Raw genomic sequence first — 18,584 nt, 5'->3', positions numbered from 1 at the left:
GGGTTCACCCTTCGACGGAATGGGGCTGAGCCGCCGTCGAAAAAGCAGGCGCTTTAGCCGTTCCCGCCGCCGAGCGCCTTCCAATTTTGGGACACAGGTTGGCTGATGCCCTTAAACTCACGGCTACGCATTGGTTGGATCTATGCAGCGACAAGGCCAACCTTGGCAAAGCCTCTGCATAGTCACCTTCGGGCAGCACCAGTCTTGGAATTCACGCCCTCAAGCAAGGCGAGCAGGCCTTTCAGAATTTCGATTGGCGGCGGCGGACAACCTGGAATGTGCAGATCGACAGGCAAGGCCTCGGACACTCCGCGCACCACGGCATAGCTGCCGGCGAAACAGCCGCCATTACCTGCGCAATCTCCGAGTGCGACCACCCATTTTGGGTTGGGTGTTGCGTCGTAGGTCCGCTTCAATGCCTCGCGCATGTTTTTTGTGACCGGCCCGGTGACGAGCAGTACATCGGCATGGCGGGGTGATGCGACGAACCGGATCCCAAAACGCTCGATGTCATAGAAGGCATTGTTCAGCGCGTGCATCTCAAGTTCGCAGCCGTTGCAGGAACCGGCATCGATCGCCCGGATCGACAGGCTTCGCCCCAATCGTTTGTGAGCAGCCCCGTCGAGCGCGCGTGCGAGTTCGTCGACCGCCGTGCTGCTTGCCAACGGCGGACGCTCGGTGAGAGGGGGGCGTATCAGGCTTTCAAAAAGAAGCTTGCGCATGACAGCGTGCCTTCAGAGATCATGGCCCGAATAAGAGCAGTTGAACGATTTGTTGCACAGCGGAAAGTCGGCAACGATGTTTCCTTCGATCGCCGCTTCAAGGAGCGGCCATTGAAACCAAGACGGATCACGGAGGTGACAGCGCTCGACCAAGCCGCCCTTGCCAATGCGCAGCCATGCCAGAATGTCGCCGCGGAAACCTTCGACTAGCGCCATGCCTTCATGCGGTTGGTCTGTCTGCGAGAAATCGACACGGATCGGTCCGTCTGGCAGTTGTCGCAGAACTTGTTCGATCAGGGACAGGCTCTGTTCGACCTCGCGGATACGAATCCAGACACGGGCGTTCACGTCGCCTTCCTGGAGTAGAGGCACATCGAAGGCGAGTTCGCCATAGGGTGGATAAGCGAGATTGCGGCGGGCATCGAAGTCCCGACCGGAGGCCCGGCCAACATACCCTCCGGCGCGATACTGTCGGGCGAGTTCCACCTTCAGCCGGCCAGTTGCGACAGTCCGATCCTGCAGCGACGCCGTGTTATCATAGAGCTCGACCAGCGCGGGAAACCGTTGCCTGATCTCTGCGATCAGGGACCTGAGCGCTGTCGTGCCCTCATCGCTCAGGAAGCTTGCCACGCCTCCGGGCACGATGCGGTCGCGCATCAAACGATGACCGAAGGCAGCATCGCTTGCCCGCAATACGCGCTCACGCAGCACCCCACAGTGGGCATGCATGAGCGCGAAGGCGGCATCATTGCAGATAGCGCCGATGTCGCCCAGATGATTGGCCAGGCGCTCCAACTCGGCCATGAGGGCTCGCAGCCAGACCGCGCGCGGGGGAATCTCGACACCCAGCGCCGCCTCGACCGCGCGGGCGAAAGCGAGCGAGTATGCCACGGTACTGTCGCCGGAGGTTCTGCCCGCCAGTTTGGCTGCGCGGTCGATGTCGGACCCCGCCATCAGGCCTTCTATGCCCTTGTGCGTGTATCCGAGGCGCTCCTCCAGCCGGACGACCGTTTCGCCGCTCGCCGTGAACCGGAAATGGCCCGGCTCGATGATGCCAGCATGCACGGGTCCGACCGGGATCTGATGCAGGCTCTCCCCCTCGGCAGGCAGGAAACTGTAGGGGGAGGCTGTCGCAGCAGACGTCCGGACGCGGGTACTCAACGGATAGCTGACACCCCAATGGCCATGATCAAGCCACCGTCTCGTATCAGGCGCGCCTTGTGGCAGGAGCCCGAACAGGTCAGCAGCCGCACGTTCGAGCCGCAATGCGGGCGGATGCAGCCGGCCGACCGATGGGTAGCGGCCACTGGGGCATTCCAGGCTGACAACGCCGATGTCCCCGGCGCTTTCATCGAGAAGTGCCATGTGGACGGCGCCTGGCTCACCCCATAGGCCGAGCAGGCTCCAGTGGCCCTCGGCCAATTGCTCGACGGCAAAGCCCCATTTTTTCGGAGTCACCACGGCGCGCGACCACGGGAAATGATTTTCGACACGTTGGCCAGCAAGGATGAGATCGATCAGCGCGGGCATGCTCTTTCTCTCCTCTCTCACCCCAGGATACTTGCGACGTGCTGGAACCATGTGACCAGCGGTGGCGGCAGATAGATGCCGGCGGCAAACACCAACGCCAAATGGGAATACATCGGAATGTAGGACGCCTCGGCGGGTGCCGTGCTGCCGCGCGGTTCGCCGAAAGCGACGCCGGTCAGTCGAAGCAGCAGGGCGCCGAAAGCGAGCAGAATCCCGAAAACCAACGGCATCGCCAAAAGGGGGTGTCTTGCAAATGTCGAACTCACGACCAGGAATTCGCTCATGAAGATGCCGAGCGGAGGGAGGCCGGCAATGGCAACGACGCCGATGACGAGCGCCCAGCCAAGCGCAGGATGCGTCTCCGTCAGCCCCCGGATTTCGGCGATGTTCTGTGTCCCCTTGACCTGGGCAATGTGGCCGACCGTGAAAAAGATCGCCGACTTGGTCAGGCTGTGCATGACCATGTGCAGCAGGCCGGCAAAATTGGCGAGCGGGCCTCCTATGCCGAAAGCGAACACGATGATGCCCATGTGCTCGATCGAGGAGTACGCGAACAGGCGTTTGATGTCGCGGCGGCGGTAGAGCATGAAGGCCGCGAAAACAAGCGAAGTCAGTCCCATCGTGATCATCAATGGCCCAGGTGCGATCGCTTCCGGGCTTGCCGCGAGCAACAGCTTGAAGCGCAGCACGGCATAGAGCGCGACGTTTAACAGCAAGCCCGACAGCACTGCGGAAATCGGCGTTGGACCCTCAGCATGCGCGTCTGGCAGCCAGGCATGCAAGGGCGCAAGGCCGACCTTCGTCCCGTAGCCGAGCAGCAGAAAGATGAAGGCGACATTGAGCAGAGCCGGATCGAAGCGCGCGGCGTGAGCGATGAGCACCGTCCAGACCATCGCATTCGTCCCCTCGCCAACAACCGGCTGTGCAGCCATGTAGACGAGGATGGTGCCGAACAGTGCGAGCGCGATGCCGACGCTGCCCAGAATGAAATATTTCCAGGCTGCCTCCAGCGCTTCGTGCGTGCGGTAGATGCCGACCATGAGCACGGTGGTCAGCGTGGCAAGCTCCACCGCCACCCACATCAAGCCAATATTGTTCGAGACGAACGCCAGGTTCATGCCGAACATCATGACCTGGTACATTGCGTGATAAAACCGCAAGTTCGGGACTGTCAGCCGCCCGATCTCCAGTTCGTGGGCAATGTAGGAAGCGCTGAAGACGCTGGTGGTGAAGCCGACGAATGTGTTGAGCACGATAAAGACGATATTGAGATCGTCGACGAGCAGATACTGCCCGGGCTGCGGGCGGTCGGTGACAAGAAGCGACAGTGCGGCGAGCAAGGTCAGCAAGCTCGCAGCGACATTGACGCCCGCCGATAGCCGGTATTTCGGCAGCACCGCCAGGAGTGCGGCCGCGAAGACCGGTATCAGCAAAATGGCGGCCACCGCATCGAGAGAAAACGCGGTCAACGGTGTTCTCCCCTGTAGTCGTCGAGCGCGCCGACATCCACCGAGTCGAACCTCTCGCGGATGCGGAACAGGAAGACTCCGATGACGATGAAGGCAATAAGGATCGAGAAGGCGACACTGATCTCGACGACCAGGGGCATGCCCTTGGCCCCAGTGGCGGCGAGGACCAGACCGTTCTCGAGCGACATGAATCCGACAACTTGGCTGACGGCGTTGCGGCGGGTGACCATCACCAGCAGCCCCAGCAAAATGATGGACAACGCGAAAGCCAGGTCCTCGCGGGCGAGGGGATCAGCCTCGGGAGTGACGCGCAGCATGAGGACCATGGACAGGGCCACCAGGCCTATCCCCGCAAGCATGGTCGTACCGATGCCGACGGCGGTCTCGACGTCACGATGGATGCCGAGCCGCTGAATGATGCGATGAAGCCCGACAGGAATGACGATCGCCTTGAAGACGAGGGCGATCGCCGCCGTGACGTAGAGATGATGCGCGTCCTGAATGTATGCCTGCCAAGCTACGGACAGGGCCAGCACGATTGCATGAAGCGCAAAAACGTTGATCAGCGCAAAGAGGCGATCCTGATACAGCATCATGAAACTGACCAGCACCAGGCCGCCGGCAAGCAGGTGAGCGATGTCGAAGGTGAGGCCGTTCATCAGAGGCTCCGTGAGACGAACAGCAGGAGCGTGCCGAGCAGGGCCAGCATCAGCGCTGCCCCGAGGAAATCCGGGACGCGGAAGACGCGCATCTTGGCGATGGCAGTCTCAAACACGGCGAGGAGAACGCCACAGACGGCAAGCTTGCCGACATAGGCGACGACACCCGGAGCAAGGGATTCCAGTCCTGCCCCGGCGCTCGCCAGTCCCCAAGGTAGGAAGACGCAGGAAATCAGTGACACATAGAGCAGAAGCTTGAGGAAGGCGGCAAACTCGATCATCGCCAGATGGCGACCGGAATATTCCAGCACCATCGCCTCATGAACCATGGTGAGTTCCAGATGGGTCGATGGGTTGTCCACTGGTATGCGGGCGTTTTCGGCGATCGCCACCATCACGAGGGCGATAAGCGACATCCCGAGCGACACCCGCAAGCCAACCTCCGGTGACCCCATGAAGGCGGCGACCGTTGAGAGTTGCGTAGCACCCGCGACGAGCGCCAGGCTGAACACGATGAGCAGCATGGCGGGTTCGGCCAGCGAAGCGATCATCACCTCGCGGCTCGAGCCGATGCCGCCAAAGCTCGTGCCGACGTCCATGCCTGCCAGCGCCAGGAAGAACCGGGCGCTTCCCAGCAGTGCGACAATGGCTATGAGATCGGCGGTCCAACTGAATGTGAGGCCGGCGGCGAATGTCGGGATGAGCGCCGCGCCGACCCAGGTGGTGGCAAAGATCAGATAGGGCGTCACGCGAAACAGCCAGGATGCGTTGTCCGCCAGAACGACTTCCTTGCGCATCAGCCGCAAGAGATCGCGGTAAGGTTGGATCAGGGAAGGACCCTGGCGGCGCAAGAGCCGTGCCTTCACCTTGCGCACGAATCCGGTCAGGAGCGGCGCCAGCAAAAGCACCAGCGCCATCTGCGCGCCTTGAACGGCCAACTCGAGAGTCACGGCCATAGTGCGAGCACCAGGAGCAGGACAATGAGAAAGAGAAAGACGAGGGTCAGGTAGCGCCTGATCGTCAGGAACTGCAGATGGTTGAGGTGGTCGGTCGCAAAGTCGAGGGCCCGGCCGATAGGCAGGTACAGCGTCTCCCAGATCACATCATGCATTTCGACATTCAGACGAGCCGGACCGGTCTCGCCAGGTGCCGGCATTTCGACGGTTTCCCTTGCACGGAATACAAACGTGCCGAAGACGCGGCGGATAGGCTGCGCGAAGCTGACGGCCGTGTACTGCGAGCTTGGGACCACATCCGGGAAGCCACAACCCCAGGCGGGACCCCGACGGAGTGCATGTGATGCAAAGCGATGGATCACATATGCTGCAGCGGATGCGGAAATGGCGATGAACAGGAACACCAACAGGCCGTTGTAGGAACTGCGGCTCGCTGCAATCGGCACGATAGACAGCCAGGGCTGCGCCATCTGCACAGGCATCCGGCTGCCGATCAGTGGCAGTGTCACCGATGATAGGCCGTCTATCACAAGACCGGGCAGAATGCCGGCCAGGAGACAAAGGGCAGCGAGAACGAACATTGCCGCCAGCGAGTGGCGGTCGACCTCACGCGCCAGTTCCACCGCGGCCGAGCGTGGTCGGCCGAGGAATGTAATCCCGAACGCCTTTACAAAGCAGGCCGCGGCCAGTGCCGCTGACAGCGCCAGCAGACCGCCAACGGCGGGCACCATGACCTTCAGTCCCCATTGTGGCAGATCGGGGCTCTGCAATATGGCCTGAAAGGCCAGCCACTCGGAGACGAAGCCGTTGAAGGGTGGAAGTGCCGAGATCGCGACGCAACCGACGAGAAAGGCAAAACTTGTAAAGGGCATGCGATGGATGAGACCGCCCAGCTTCTCCATATCCCGCTCTCCGGTTGCCGTCAGCACGGCGCCCGCGCCGAAAAACAGCAGGCTTTTGAAAAAGGAATGATTGAGGACGTGGAACAGCGCGGCGGTGAGCGCCAGCGCTGCAGCCGATGGCATGGCGTTCGCCTTGAATGCGAGCGCGAGACCAAGGCTTACGAAGATGACGCCGATGTTTTCAATGGTGCTATAGGCGAGCAGTCGCTTCAGGTCCTTTTCCATCAGCGCGTAGAGGATGCCGAGAACCGCCGTCAGGCCGCCAAGAAAAAGCACGGCAACGCCCGACCACCATGCCCGCTCACCGAGCAGATCGAAAATAACGCGTATGAAGCCATAGACTGCGACCTTGGTCATCACGCCGCTCATGAGAGCCGAGACGTGGCTTGGCGCAGCCGGATGAGCGAGTGGTAGCCAAACGTGCAGCGGGACGAGTCCAGCCTTGGAGCCGGCACCCAGCAGCATGAGAACCAAGACGAAAGCAGCGGCGAACGGCGTGGGGCCGGCAGCTCGCATCGCGTCGAATGTATAGGTTCCATCGGATCCGGCGAGCAGGCCGAACGCAAGCAGCAGCGCGAGTGTGCCGAAGCTCGCCATCACCAGATAGATGTAGCCCGCCCGCGCATTGTCCTGCTCGCGATGGTGCGCCATGACGAGCGCCCAGGAGGCGAGCGACATGAATTCCCAGGAAAGCAGGAAAGTGAAGGCGTCGTCGGCCACCACGACAAGGTTCATTCCGGCTAGGAAAGCCGGGAAGAACGGCAGCACCCGATGCGGCGCAGACTCATGCCTGCCGTAGCCGAGGCCATAAAGACTGGCCATGGAGCCGCCGAAGTTGACGACGATGAGGAAGAAAGTCGAGAGCGCATCCAAACGGAAATGAGCGCCAATCCATGGCAATCCAAGAGGCAACACCACAGTCGACGGGGTGACGGGATTGTCGGCGATGCGGCTCGCCAGAACCATGAGCACAGCCGCCGATATACCTAGCGTCAAGCCGTAGATCAGGCGTGTTCCCGAGTCCGATCTGCGGCTTTCCGCAATCGCAAGCACCGCAGTCCCCAGGAGCGCAGCAACGCCCCACAGGAGGACCGCGGCCCCCGAAATCACGCCACGCTCCTCACGGGGAGTTTGGCATCCGTATCGACCCCGCCCAGAATCTTGGCGGGGTCAAAATCCGCTTTCAGTCGCACGCCGCGCCCGCCGATTTGGCTGGAGGCGCCTTCAGCGATCAATTCCACGCCGGCGAGGTCAAGTGCCCCGATCAGCTTCATGAGAGAATCGACGTTACCCCGAATAATCGACTCGCTGGCTTCCATGCGTTGAATTGTCGGCACGGAAAGACCGGACAATTCGGCAAGCCTGCGCTGGTCGATGCCAAGGAGTGCCCTCGCGGCACGCAACTGTGGAGCAGTTATCACGGTCGCATCCCCCTTTTTGATCAGCTTTGAGATATTATCTCTACGCCTTGCAGCATATATTAAAATGCGGCGTATTCAATTAATGATGCGTGACGCATCTGTCTTGAAGTTGTAGAAAACCGGGCGATACGTCCTGCGCCTCGAACCAAAGCATGCGACCATTCCCGTCACGGCCAGTGTTGTCGCCAGCCATCTCGGATTGCGCGTGATGGGGCTGGAAATGGGCCTTATCTCGGCCGGCTCTTGCCGTTGGGGCCGGTCTCATCGTGCTTCAGGATCAGCCCAACGGAATAGCTGCCGAAATCTAGGAACCGCGCCTTCGCGAATGTGCTGCCAAATCTGGCATGCGGCAAAGCTCTGTAGCGCTACTGCCAAAGCCGCCTCATGCGAACGGAGACGTCCTCCAGGACTGGCATGGAGGCCAGCACGAGGAGAATGGCCGCGAGAAACAATGTCGCCGCGAAACCGACATGCTTGAAACCCACAGCGCCGATGACGCCGCCGAGAAAGAACAATGCCACAAGCGACGCCAGCAGCCTCAGCTTTCTTCGATCTGCCTTCACGAACAGTTCGTCCGAGTCACTCCCCGAGATGTTCCAATAAAGCAGCTTGCCGAGCTCGATGCCCATGTCAGTCACCAGGCCAGTGACATGCGTTGTCCGGATTCTGGCTTCCGACAGCTTGGTGATGATGGCGTTCTGCAAGCCCATGATGAAGCAAAGCAGCATCACCGTCATCGGCACAAACAGGGCTTCATGACGCGCAAGATGGCTGCCGAGCAGACCGAAGCAGATCAGCAGAACCGCTTCCAGGACAAGCGGGAACGCGTACTCGCCCTGCAGACCCTGCCGCCTTCCCCAGTTGACCAGCACCGCTGAGCAGGCGGCGCCTGCGACAAACGACAACAAGGCGCCCAATCCGGAAAGCGCCAGTTCGACATTGCCGAGTGCCAGGTGATCAGCCATCGACGAAACGATGCCTGACATGTGGGAAGTGTACTGTTGGACCGCCAGAAAGCCGCCAGCATTGGCGGCTCCTGCGATGAGCGTCAGAAAGCGAGCGAGGTGCCGGTCGGCTCTTTCGCTACGCTCTTTGCCGGTTAGCCGGCGCAGGTACAGAATCATGAGCGAACCTTGCCTTTCCATGCGGAAAAGCGGGACCGCAAGCTGACATGCCGGGAGAGGCTCATTGGGTGTTTCGAGAAGAAAAGGAAGACGAAGGACGGTGAATGCGTGGCGCCGAGAGCGTGCTTTGCATGATCTAGTTTGGCGTGCCCAACAGCGTATCTGGATGCCGGAACCTGACGCCACGGCCGCCATCGTCGCTACGCATATGTTCGCTGAGAAGGTCGACACCGCCGCGGTTCAGCGCGTTGATCACTTTCACCAAACTATCGACAACGCCTCGCACATTGCCTTGGCTGGCTTCCATTCGTTGGATCGTCGGCAGCGAGAGGCCTGCCATTTCCGCCAGGGTTTTCTGGTCGATGTTGAGAAGGCCGCGGGCGGTACGAAGCTGGGAAGCAGTGATCATCGAGGCGTCGGTGTCTGAATATGAGAAATGATATTCACAATAGTATCATTGACGTATCAAACATCAATACTAGGCGAAAAATAATGATCTGCCCTTGGTGGAGAGAACCTTGGCGATTATCGTGCCCGCATGACTCAACGCTACAGACCTTTTCAGGATCTGAGGCTTGTCCGGGAGTGCAATCTAGAGCACCGAAACGTCATAGCTTGGCATCGAGGCCTCGCCGCAGCCGACAGGTTGCTGCGGCATGTCGGGGGTCGCGACGCCGGAGAGGGCAGCGCCGCGGACTCAACGAGCGCTACTGTTATGACGGCAGGAACGAAGAAGCAGTCCTCATGGACCGATGCATGCCATGCATTGCTTCGATCACGCCCAGCACGTGCGGACATGGGCGAACTCCGGCGAAGAGTTTGACAGCGGAGATCAGCGCAAGATGTCCGACAGGCTCTCGGGCTTCTTCTCGCCAAGCGACAGATCAAGGCCCGACAGAAGGTCGACGAGATGACTTTGCATCAGGTCGGACGCGTTTTTTGCGTCGTGCTTTTCGATGGAATCAACGAGGGCGTGATGGGCGTGGCTTTCGCAGGTGGTTTCGCGGCGGCGCCAGTAGAGCGCGATGATCAGCGACGACCGCGACAACAGGTCCTTGACGAAGCCGGTCAGGATCGAATGGCCGGCGATTTCAGCGATGCCGACATGGAATTTTGCCGACAGCATTATGGCGTCGCTGTCGCGGCCGGCATGCAGGGCCTCGTGCTCTTTTTCGAGATGAAGCCGCAGTTGCGCGATCTCGGCCGGCTTTGCCACTTCGGCGGCAAGCGCCGCGACTTTGGGCTCGATCAGCGCCCGCGCTTCGAACACCTCGCGCGCTTCCTGCTTGGTCGGCTGAGCGACGAACGCGCCGCGGTTCGGCTCGAGCCGAGCCAAGCGGTCATGCGACAGCGCCTGCAGCGCCGCGCGTATCACCGCGCGGCTCACCGAATAGATCGAGGCGAGCTCGTCCTCGGGCAGCTTTGTGCCCGGTGCGAGGCGGTGGCTGACGATGGCGTCGCGCAGGCCGGCATAGACCGGAAACCAGCGCATCGTCGGCTTGTCGCCATCCCGTGTCTTTGGTCCAAGCAGGTCCATCGTCTCATTGTCCCGGCGGCCGGATCGCATAGCGGCGCGAACACCGCGTTTCCGGCCGGACATCGAACATCCTGTGTGGGAGTGTCAACAATTTTGCACGCATCAGGATACACGGCCGGAGGGCGAAAAGGGCGCAAAGATTCCGGCGAAGGATTTTTCGAGTGGAACCTGGTAGCCGCCGCGCTTCGAGGTCGACAGGCCAAGGCTGACGAGGCTCTCGCAGAGTTGTACGGCGCAGGCGACGCCGTCGAGCACGGGAAGGCCATGTTCGCGGCTGAGCGCGGCGGCGAGGTCGGCCATGCCGGCGCATCCCAGCACAATCGCTTCGGCCCGGTCGTCGCGGATGGCGCGCTCGATCTCCTCCGAAATTCGATGGCGGGCATTGGAGCCGGGCACTTCGAGCTCCAGAACGGGAACGTCGCTTGCCCGCACCCTGGCGCAGCGGCTGGCGAGGCCGTAGCGCACCAGATTGTGCTCGATCGCCGGCACCGAACGCGACAGCGTCGTCACCACGCTGAACTTGCCGGCAATTAGGCTCGCCATGTGAAACGCCGCTTCGCCGATGCCGACCACCGGCATCTCGCCGACGCAGCGTACTGCGTCGAGGCCGGTGTCGTCGAAGCAGGCGATAACGCAGGCGCTCGCCGCCGGATGTCTCTGGATCTCGCCGATCATTCCCGGGATGGCGAAGACCTCGTCGAAATAGCCTTCGACGCTCGGCGGCCCGTCCTTCGGATTGACGGCGATGATCCTGGTGCCGGCCGAAGCCGCGCCGCGCGCCGCCTCGCCGATCTTTTCGGTCATGGACGCAGTGGTGTTGGGATTGACGACGAGTATGTCCATTTGCGCTTTCATATTTCCCCGCCGAGATAGAGTTTCTTGACCCGGTCGTCGCCAAGCAGCTCGGCCGAATGTCCGGCCAGCGCGATCTTTCCGGTCGTCAGTGCGTAGGCGCGCTGCGAGATGCGCAGCGCCATGCGCGAATTCTGCTCGACCAAGAGAACGCTGACCTTTTCGTCGCGATTGATCGCCACGATGGAGCGGGCGATGTCCTGGACGAGCTTCGGCGCGACGCCGAGCGAGGGTTCATCGAGCAGCAGAAGCTTCGGTTTGGCCATCAGCGCCCGCCCGATCACCAGCATCTGCTGTTCGCCGCCGCTCATCGTGCCCGCCGTCTGGGAATAGCGTTCCTTCAGGCGCGGAAAGCGCGTGAGCACCATGTCCAGCGTCCTTGCGATTTCGGCCTTGTCGGTGCGGGTGAAGGCGCCCATCATCAGATTGTCGCGCACCGTCATGTAGGAAAAGACGCGCCGACCCTCCGGCACCATGGCGATGCCCATCCTGACCAGCTCGTCCGGGCGCGTTCCGTCGATGCGGTGGCCCCGGAAATGAATCTCGCCGCTGCGCACTTTCTTCAGGCCGGTGATGGCGCGCAGGATCGAGGATTTGCCCGCGCCGTTCGCGCCGATCAGCGCGACGGTCTCGCCCTCGTTGACGTTGAGCGACACGCCCTTCAGTGCATAGACATGGTCGTAGTAGAGTTCGACGTCGGAGACTTTCAGCAGTTCGCTCATGGCTAAAATCCGATCGCCTCATCTTCGGCGCCGAGATAGGCCTCGATGACCTTTTCGTTCTCCTGGATTTCCTTCGGCGTTCCCTCGGCGATTTTCACACCGAAGTTCAGGACGACGATGCGGTCGGAAATGTTCATGACGGCGGGCATATCGTGCTCGACCAGCAGGACAGTCACGCCGCGCTTCCGCACGTCGCGCACCATCTCCACCGCGCGCACGGTTTCGTCATGGTTCATGCCGGCGAAGGGCTCGTCGAGCAGAAGCACGGTCGGGTTGGTAGCGAGCCCGATGGCAATCCCGAGCGCGCGCAGATGGCCGTGCGGCAGCGTGCTGGCGATCTCATGCCGTTGCGCGCCGAGATCGAGGAAGTCGATGATCTCGTCGGCCGAGCGGCCGAATTCATCCTCGTCGCGCCGTGCGGTGTTCGTGCCGAGATAGAAGCCGGCAAGGCTGGCGTTGGAACGCAGGTGATGCGCGATGATGACATTGTCGCGCACCGTCATGCCCTTGAAGATCGTCGTCTCCTGGAACGTGCGCACCACGCCCTTCCGGGCGACGATATGCGGCGCCAGGCCTGAAATCCGCTCTCCCCGGAATAGCACTTCGCCCGAGGTCGGATTGAGGAAAGAGGAAATCAACTTGAACAGCGTCGACTTGCCGGCGCCGTTGGGGCCGATGACCGAGAGGATTTCGCGTTCGCGGACCGCGAAGGAAACATTGTTGACCGCGACCAGCCCGCCGAAGCGTTTGGTCACGGCCTTGATCTGGAGAAGCTCAGTCATGGTCCTAGCCCTGCTTCTTGCCGAACAGCCTGAGGCTGAGCAGGCCGTTGGGAAGGAACAGCATCAGCGCGATCAGCACCGAAGAGAAGATCAGCAACTGGAACTCGCCGGTCTCGAACAGGAAATCCCAGCCGAAATAGAGCACGAAGGTGCCGATCATCGGCCCGAAGACGTGGCCGAGCCCGCCGAGGAAGCAGTTCAGCATGAAGTTCACCGAGTCGGTGACGGTGAAGCTCGACGGATAGATCGACTGCGAGATGGCGACGAACATCGCACCGCCGAGACCGCCGAGGAATGAGGAGAAGGCGTAGGCGATAACGCGCAGATAGGCGATGTTGACGCCGATCGAGGAGGCCAGTTCCTCGTTCTGCTGCAACGACTGGCAGAGTTTGCCAATGCGCGAATGGACTAGGCGGTAGAGCGCCGCAAAGCACAGCACCATCAGCACAACCGACACCAGATAGAAGGCGGGACGCGGATTGGCGAGCGTCGCGAAATCTGGAAGGATGGTCAGCCCGAAGATCGAGATGCCGCCGGGGAGCGGAATGCTGACCATGCCCTTGGCGCCGTTGGTGATCGGCAGCGCCAGCGCGAGCAGCCGCGCCACTTCGGTTAAAACCAGCGTGACCATGGCGAAATAGACGCCGCGAAGCCTGAGGATGGGCAGTCCGATCAGCACGCTTGCAGCGGCGCAGAATAGCCCAGCCAGCGGCAGTGTCAGCCAGAACGACACACCATACTGGACGACAAGAATGGCCGAAACATAGCCGCCCATAAGCGCGAAGGCCCCCTGGCCGATATTGATGCGGCCGATGTAGAAAGTCACCCACACCCCGGCGCTGGCGATGCTGAGCAGCGCGACCGAGGTCAGCGTGTAGTAGAGGTCGAGCCGACCGGTCGCCTCGATCAGCCAGGGCACGCCGACGAGTACGACCAGCAGGAAGACAGCGACGGCGAGGATGTTGCGTGTACGCTTCATGTCCATCATCCCCACGGCTTGCCCATGAGCCCGTTCGGGCGGATGCTCAGGAACACCATCAGCGCGGCGAAGATGACGAGATAAGTGACGTCGCCATATTGGCGTAGGACCGTCAGGCCGACCGATTCCATCATGCCGAGGATGAAGCCGCCGGCGATCGCTCCGCTGACCACGCCGGCCCCGCCGATCATCACCATCAAGAACGCCTTGATCGAGATCGGCCCACCGATGCCCGAATTGACGCCGGTGATGGCGACCAGCAGCCCCCCGACTATGCCGGCAAGCATGGCGCCGAGCGCAAAGCCGATCATCGAATAGCGGTCGACCTCGACGCCCATCAGCTGCGCCGCGACCCGGTCCTGCGCCAGCGCCCGCATGGCGCGTCCCGGCTTGCTGTACTGCATGAAAAGCACGAAGGAGGCGATGAACAGTATGGCGAGTGCGCCGACCAGCAGCCGGTCGTAAGGCATTATGAGGCTGTCGGAGACGAAGACGCCTTTGACGATCTTCGGCACGCCGCGCTGCTTTTCGCCGAACAGGAGGAGGATCACGGCGTCGAGGAAGAATGCGACCGCCGCCGCGAGAAGCATCGTACTTTCCTCCCGCACGCTTCGCTTAATCACCGTCCTGAAAAGGAATTTCTCGACAAGCGCTCCAATGACCAGCAGCGTGATCCCGGACGCGACGAGCGCGACGACGAAAGGCATGCCGAGCTGGCCATAGACGGTGTAAGTGACGAAGCCGCCGAGAACGTACATCTGCCCATGGGCAAAGTTAAGCACGTTCATCAGCGCGAAGATCAGGGTCAGACCGAGCGCGATCAAGGCGTATTGCGCGCCAAGATAAAGCCCGTTGGCGATGACTTGTTCCATCAGGATGGTTCCGGCCGTTCAGAGGCTGAAGACGAATGCTCGAGCCTCTGCGGCAATCCGCTTCGGTGCAGTTGCGTCAATCGACTTGAGCGACGAAGAGCGTCTCGAACTTGCCGTCGCGGTATTCCGTGACCACCATCGGGACCGAAAGCTGGCGCTTCTGGCCAAACGACGTAATTCCGACATAGGTCAGCTTGGCATCGCCCTTCAGATAGGGATTGGGCGCCGAGAAAGTGTCGATCGTCTTCTTGAACTCCTCGACATTGTCGATCGCGGCCGGGTTCGCCTTCAGCGTCTCGATGATGTATTCGAGCGCGTAGACCTTGGTGTTGGACTCGTCATTGTATTCGCCGAACATTTTCGTATAGCGTTCGACGAACTCCTTCATCGTGTCGGACGCGATTTCGGGCGTCGATGCGCCGCCGACCGAGATGAAGCCGTTGGCCAACTCGCCCGCGCCCTCTTCCAGCACCTTGGCATCCTGCGCCGTTTCGGTGGAGATCAGGCCTTCGTAGCCGAGCTCGCGCGCGGCGCGGATCAGCAGCGGCGCATTGCCCGGCGCGACGCCCGAAAGCACCAGCAGGTCCGGTTTTTGCAAAACGATCGGCGTCAGTACCGGCGTGAAATCGCGGGTATCGTTTTGGTAGACATCCGTGGCAGCCACAACCTCGAGCCCGAGCGCCTTTGCCGCGGCAACACCGCCATCCCGCTGGCTCAGCGGATCGGATTCGTTGGCGGCGACAAAGGCAACTTTTTTCACGCCCCTGTTTTCCTTGAGATATTTGTAGATCGCCGGAGCCGACTGGTAGTTGGCGATCATGCCGAGCACGGCGTTGGACGCCGGCGGGGTGTAGAGTTCCTTCGGGAATGCGTAGGGAAAATAGATGATGCCCTTGGATTCTGCCACGGGACGCACCGCCGCCGCGCCGTCGTCGACATTCGGACCGACGACATAGTGGATGCCCTCCTGGGCCATCTTCTCCATGCCGGCGATCGCCCGCTTCGGGTCCTTCTGGTCGTCGAAGGTGACGATTTTGATGTCATAGGTCTCGTCACCAATCTTCACACCGCCGGTTTCGTTGATCCAGGCGGCGCGCGTCTGCATCGAGCGGACGTTGGATGTGCCCCACGCAGCGGCCGCGCCACTCGTCACGCCGACAAAGCCGATCTTGAGTTCCTTGTTGGCGGCGTGCACCGCGATTGTGCCGCCGGCCATGATTGCCAGCGCGGAGACGGCGCCGCGCGCCGCGGATGTGATTATTGAACGTCTGTTGATCATTGTTCTTTCCCCTTTGGAGGCCGCGCATTGTTGCGACAGAACTCGATCGATACGCGGACTTTTGTGAGTGAAGGCTCAAATCAATCACCTGTCAACAAAACTTTCTCAGATTGTTGACAATCTTGTGAGCGGCCGTAGACGAAGAACGTAGGACCGATCGCGGTTCGGTGCTTTGCTCGAGAGGTTCGTGGTGTCGGAATTCCTGAAGCTCGCATGGTGGTCCGAGCGACGTGAAGCGATATTGGCAAACTGAAACGTCAGAGCGGCATCGCGCAGATGCCCGCCACCAAGGGTACGGATGCACGCAAGGGACCGAAGAAGCGCCGGCGACCCCCCACCGCTCGAAGAACAGGAGAGGGGCCAATAGTGCGAAACCCGCTTTCCAAGCCGTTTGCCGATCCAGAAGGACAGCCAGTCTCCCAGTGCCGCGCCAATGGCGGCGGCAAGCCATCACGAAATTCCGGTTCTTCTCAGCAGCGCCACGCGGGCTAACGCTGATTATCGTATGGCCGGCCTGCAGCGCGAATAGCGCTGCTGGCTCGCCCAGGTTCGGTCATCGTCAATCGCCAGATCACGCACGATCAGCACGGGATGGAGCCGGTGAGCGACAGCGCAGGGTTCGGCGTCGTTTTGGCCTTCGGCCTATTGGTGCTCAACTGGCTGGCGATCCGCTATATCGATGTTGTCGCCTGGGCTGGCGAGCTTCTGATGCGCACGCCGTTCCACCCCGGTGCGAGGAACGGGAGAGCACCAAAGACGGCGACGAAATAGCAGGGCGGTACAACCCACCCCAACCGAAGCCGCGTTCTCGACGACATGGTTACTGTGACAAGACGAACAGGGTATAAGGCTATCAGGCAGCAGACTGGTTGAGGAGCGCCCCACCGTCATGAAGCCGATGAACGAAGAGCACCTCGCGGTTCTACGCAGGCACATGGTCGAGATGATTGCGATTCACACCGATCTTGCAAGCGAAGAACTTGGCAAGGTGGCGCTGGACGAGCGGGTATTGGCGGCGATGAGGCGGATACCGCGGCACCTCTTCGTGCCAGCATCAGTTGCGCCTTATGCCTACCAAGACATGCCGCTGCCGATCGGCTTTGATAAAACCGTCTCGCAGCCCTTCATCGTTGCTCTCATGACCGATCTCCTTGCGCCGCAACCGCACGAGGTAGTGCTCGAGATCGGCACCGGCCTAGGCTACCAAACCGCAATCCTCGCGGACCTTGCCGGGCAAGTTTGGAGCGTCGAAATCATCGAGGAATTCGCAAGCCATGCCGAGGCTCTCCTGCGGGGTCTCGGCTTCTCCAATGTCGGCATTCGTGTCGGAGACGGGTCTCGCGGCTGGCCTGAGCACGCCCCATTCGACAAGATCCTGGTCACCGCGGCCGCTGAGCGGACACCGCCGGCTTTGCTTGAGCAGCTCAAACCCGGGGGACGCCTGGTCCTGCCCGTGGGACCTGGAGAAGCGCAGTTGCTGACGGTCATCGACAAGGATGCGGCAGCGCAACTGAAGACTCGCAAACTCATCCCGGTTCGGTTCAGCCGTCTCGAAACGGTCTAATGAGGGGTGCGGCTGCGCGGAGCCGTGCTGGAAGATCAGGATAACGCGCGCCGCATCGATCACACAGGCGCTGGATGGCATCGCCGATCTTTTGACATCCATGCCGCAACGCTACTCGTCGAGCACGCCTGCAGCCGCCGGTCGCAGCCGCTGGCGATCATGCCGGCGCGGTCGTATCGCGCGCTTCTCAAAGACCCCTTATCCAGCCTACTGTGTGCCTGCCAGACGGCAAATGGGTCGCTCATGCGGCCAAAGGCTCAAGGAATTCGCCCAGTGGCCAACATGTAGCGGGCAGGAGGTAACGATGGATCCCAAGGACAGGCGCCTCTGGTACGGCGTGGTCGTGATTGCGTATGCGGCTAGTTGGTTTGGCGGCACACCGATACCAGCGCCGCAGCAGTGAGAGCGATCGTCATCTCCAGCACAGACTCTGCCCGTCGATCACCTCGATCGGCACGGACTCCAGACCGACATCGTCGAACAGCCGCGCATTTGACCGCGTTCGCCAAATTAATGGCCGGATCTTTGCGAAGCCTCCGCATTTTCGTGGGGGGAAGCCCTCCCAGCATCATCGTGATTGGACTTCACGATCGGTCGGAGTCACGCTGGCCGCAGGTATAAGAAGGATATGGGTGGGCCAACTATCGTCCGAATAGGAGGCTAAAATGAAGCACCAGACGCTTGAGCAACTGCAGATCGTCGCCGAGATCGATCAGGACTACCTGCGCCAGGCCATGTCGCGCAGCAAACGTCTTGAACGCTGGGCGGAGCTCCTTGAACGGAACCCTGACCGGCGACTCTCGACGCTACACCAGACCGAGTATCAGCCGGTTAGATCACGCGGGGCCATGCGCGGCGACGGCTCGCCGATCTCAGTCGCTTTCGAGGATCCTGTCCTCCGCGCCGCCGGGTTGGAAAACGACAACTACGGCGAAGCGAAGCGGTTCTTCGAACTGACCGACAGGCAATTGCATGAGATCATCTGCTATTGTCATTTCGGCGCGACGGTGAGCGCCGCAACGGCCGCCCGTCACATCCGTGCGGCGATTGCCGGGAGACAGCCCGGCATGTTCGCTCGGATGCGTGAGGCGTTCGTCGGATAAAGCCGGAGCCGTTTCGCAGCATCATTTTTGAAGCGGCTCGCATGGAAAGCCGCCGCCGTAGTGCAGGCAAGCGCTCCCCACGCGGGGAGGCTGCGTTGCATGAGGGGGTGC

18 protein-coding genes and 1 pseudogene are annotated in these 18,584 nt (G+C 61.2%); 3 read left to right on the top strand and 16 right to left on the bottom strand.

The genetic code is table 11. The features are described from left to right. Positions 1-182: 182 nt before the first annotated feature. The 16 genes and pseudogenes from AC0L2X_RS06660 to AC0L2X_RS06585 form a co-directional block, all read right to left on the bottom strand. A complete protein-coding gene (locus tag AC0L2X_RS06660) occupies positions 183-722 on the bottom strand; it encodes an NADH-quinone oxidoreductase subunit B family protein (RefSeq protein ID WP_352488872.1) in 540 nt (179 codons plus the stop codon). 12 nt (positions 723-734) lie between these two features. Beyond that, a complete protein-coding gene (locus AC0L2X_RS06655) occupies positions 735-2,252 on the bottom strand; it encodes a hydrogenase large subunit (RefSeq protein WP_473599450.1) in 1,518 nt (505 codons plus the stop codon). A 17-nt stretch (positions 2,253-2,269) separates the two neighbouring features. After that, a complete protein-coding gene (locus AC0L2X_RS06650; protein ID WP_352488876.1) occupies positions 2,270-3,721 on the bottom strand; it encodes a hydrogenase 4 subunit F in 1,452 nt (483 codons plus the stop codon). Next, a complete protein-coding gene (locus AC0L2X_RS06645) occupies positions 3,718-4,380 on the bottom strand; it encodes a hydrogenase-4 component E (RefSeq protein WP_352488877.1) in 663 nt (220 codons plus the stop codon). Before AC0L2X_RS06645 ends, AC0L2X_RS06650 begins: the two co-directional genes overlap by 4 nt. Further along, the gene (locus AC0L2X_RS06640; protein WP_352488879.1) at positions 4,380-5,336 is read right to left on the bottom strand and encodes a respiratory chain complex I subunit 1 family protein; all 957 of its coding nucleotides are present in this window, start codon (positions 5,334-5,336) and stop codon (positions 4,380-4,382) included. The genes AC0L2X_RS06645 and AC0L2X_RS06640 overlap by 1 nt, the downstream gene beginning before the upstream one ends. Further along, on the bottom strand, positions 5,327-7,348 hold the full coding sequence (gene hyfB, locus AC0L2X_RS06635) for a hydrogenase 4 subunit B (protein ID WP_473599449.1): 2,022 nt from the start codon (positions 7,346-7,348) through the stop codon (positions 5,327-5,329). Before hyfB ends, AC0L2X_RS06640 begins: the two co-directional genes overlap by 10 nt. Continuing rightward, the gene (locus tag AC0L2X_RS06630) at positions 7,345-7,659 is read right to left on the bottom strand and encodes a helix-turn-helix domain-containing protein (protein WP_023675522.1); all 315 of its coding nucleotides are present in this window, start codon (positions 7,657-7,659) and stop codon (positions 7,345-7,347) included. Before AC0L2X_RS06630 ends, hyfB begins: the two co-directional genes overlap by 4 nt. Positions 7,660-8,036: 377 nt before the next feature. After that, a pseudogene (locus AC0L2X_RS06625) lies at positions 8,037-8,804 on the bottom strand (YoaK family protein); the annotation flags it as partial. A gap of 115 nt (positions 8,805-8,919) precedes the next feature. After that, positions 8,920-9,192 (bottom strand): helix-turn-helix domain-containing protein, encoded by a 273-nt coding sequence (locus AC0L2X_RS06620; RefSeq protein ID WP_352488880.1) that lies wholly within the window; start codon positions 9,190-9,192, stop codon positions 8,920-8,922. Between the two features lie 423 nt (positions 9,193-9,615). Next, entirely contained in the window at positions 9,616-10,320 is a 705-nt protein-coding gene (locus AC0L2X_RS06615; RefSeq protein ID WP_473558937.1) for a GntR family transcriptional regulator, read from the bottom strand. Positions 10,321-10,422: 102 nt separating this feature from the next. Continuing rightward, positions 10,423-11,163, bottom strand: coding sequence for an aspartate/glutamate racemase family protein (locus tag AC0L2X_RS06610; protein ID WP_023722329.1), 741 nt, complete (start codon positions 11,161-11,163; stop codon positions 10,423-10,425). Positions 11,164-11,171: 8 nt separating this feature from the next. Beyond that, complete coding sequence (locus AC0L2X_RS06605; RefSeq protein ID WP_352466752.1) at positions 11,172-11,894, bottom strand: ABC transporter ATP-binding protein; 723 nt, start codon at positions 11,892-11,894, stop codon at positions 11,172-11,174. A gap of 2 nt (positions 11,895-11,896) precedes the next feature. After that, positions 11,897-12,676 carry an ABC transporter ATP-binding protein gene (locus AC0L2X_RS06600; RefSeq protein ID WP_352488882.1) on the bottom strand — a complete coding sequence of 260 codons (780 nt, stop codon included), beginning with the start codon at positions 12,674-12,676 and terminating at the stop codon, positions 11,897-11,899. A 4-nt stretch (positions 12,677-12,680) separates the two neighbouring features. After that, positions 12,681-13,655: a branched-chain amino acid ABC transporter permease gene (locus AC0L2X_RS06595; RefSeq protein ID WP_292659991.1), complete on the bottom strand. Its 975-nt coding sequence runs from the start codon at positions 13,653-13,655 to the stop codon at positions 12,681-12,683. A 5-nt stretch (positions 13,656-13,660) separates the two neighbouring features. Continuing rightward, positions 13,661-14,527 carry a branched-chain amino acid ABC transporter permease gene (locus tag AC0L2X_RS06590; RefSeq protein WP_352466754.1) on the bottom strand — a complete coding sequence of 289 codons (867 nt, stop codon included), beginning with the start codon at positions 14,525-14,527 and terminating at the stop codon, positions 13,661-13,663. A gap of 76 nt (positions 14,528-14,603) precedes the next feature. Further along, positions 14,604-15,806 (bottom strand): ABC transporter substrate-binding protein, encoded by a 1,203-nt coding sequence (locus AC0L2X_RS06585; protein ID WP_473599448.1) that lies wholly within the window; start codon positions 15,804-15,806, stop codon positions 14,604-14,606. Between the two features lie 600 nt (positions 15,807-16,406). On the opposite strand from AC0L2X_RS06585, the gene AC0L2X_RS06580 reads away from it, so the two are divergent. The 3 genes from AC0L2X_RS06580 to AC0L2X_RS06570 all read left to right on the top strand — a co-directional run bounded on the left by AC0L2X_RS06580 (position 16,407) and on the right by AC0L2X_RS06570 (position 18,473). Beyond that, positions 16,407-16,577 (top strand): hypothetical protein, encoded by a 171-nt coding sequence (locus tag AC0L2X_RS06580; RefSeq protein ID WP_473599447.1) that lies wholly within the window; start codon positions 16,407-16,409, stop codon positions 16,575-16,577. 118 nt (positions 16,578-16,695) lie between these two features. Beyond that, positions 16,696-17,370, top strand: coding sequence for a protein-L-isoaspartate(D-aspartate) O-methyltransferase (locus AC0L2X_RS06575; RefSeq protein WP_352488884.1), 675 nt, complete (start codon positions 16,696-16,698; stop codon positions 17,368-17,370). 665 nt (positions 17,371-18,035) lie between these two features. After that, on the top strand, positions 18,036-18,473 hold the full coding sequence (locus AC0L2X_RS06570; protein WP_352488885.1) for a hypothetical protein: 438 nt from the start codon (positions 18,036-18,038) through the stop codon (positions 18,471-18,473). Positions 18,474-18,584 lie beyond the last annotated feature (111 nt).

The sequence above is a fragment of the Mesorhizobium sp. WSM4828 genome, assembly GCF_055811175.1.
Note: the sequence above shows the minus strand (reverse complement) of the source record. Positions and strands in the feature narration are given on the sequence as shown.

Excerpts from the sequence above, each read along its gene's own strand:
- AC0L2X_RS06660 (WP_352488872.1), bottom strand. The coding sequence starts at position 722 with ATGCGCAAGCTTCTTTTTGAAAGCCTGATACGCCCCCCTCTCACCGAG.
- AC0L2X_RS06655 (WP_473599450.1), bottom strand. The coding sequence starts at position 2,252 with ATGCCCGCGCTGATCGATCTCATCCTTGCTGGCCAACGTGTCGAAAAT.
- AC0L2X_RS06645 (WP_352488877.1), bottom strand. The coding sequence starts at position 4,380 with ATGAACGGCCTCACCTTCGACATCGCTCACCTGCTTGCCGGCGGCCTG.
- AC0L2X_RS06640 (WP_352488879.1), bottom strand. The coding sequence starts at position 5,336 with ATGGCCGTGACTCTCGAGTTGGCCGTTCAAGGCGCGCAGATGGCGCTG.
- AC0L2X_RS06620 (WP_352488880.1), bottom strand. The coding sequence starts at position 9,192 with ATGATCACTGCTTCCCAGCTTCGTACCGCCCGCGGCCTTCTCAACATC.
- AC0L2X_RS06615 (WP_473558937.1), bottom strand. The coding sequence starts at position 10,320 with ATGGACCTGCTTGGACCAAAGACACGGGATGGCGACAAGCCGACGATG.
- AC0L2X_RS06610 (WP_023722329.1), bottom strand. The coding sequence starts at position 11,163 with ATGGACATACTCGTCGTCAATCCCAACACCACTGCGTCCATGACCGAA.
- AC0L2X_RS06605 (WP_352466752.1), bottom strand. The coding sequence starts at position 11,894 with ATGAGCGAACTGCTGAAAGTCTCCGACGTCGAACTCTACTACGACCAT.
- AC0L2X_RS06600 (WP_352488882.1), bottom strand. The coding sequence starts at position 12,676 with ATGACTGAGCTTCTCCAGATCAAGGCCGTGACCAAACGCTTCGGCGGG.
- AC0L2X_RS06595 (WP_292659991.1), bottom strand. The coding sequence starts at position 13,655 with ATGAAGCGTACACGCAACATCCTCGCCGTCGCTGTCTTCCTGCTGGTC.
- AC0L2X_RS06590 (WP_352466754.1), bottom strand. The coding sequence starts at position 14,527 with ATGGAACAAGTCATCGCCAACGGGCTTTATCTTGGCGCGCAATACGCC.
- AC0L2X_RS06585 (WP_473599448.1), bottom strand. The coding sequence starts at position 15,806 with ATGATCAACAGACGTTCAATAATCACATCCGCGGCGCGCGGCGCCGTC.
- AC0L2X_RS06575 (WP_352488884.1), top strand. The coding sequence starts at position 16,696 with ATGAAGCCGATGAACGAAGAGCACCTCGCGGTTCTACGCAGGCACATG.
- AC0L2X_RS06570 (WP_352488885.1), top strand. The coding sequence starts at position 18,036 with ATGAAGCACCAGACGCTTGAGCAACTGCAGATCGTCGCCGAGATCGAT.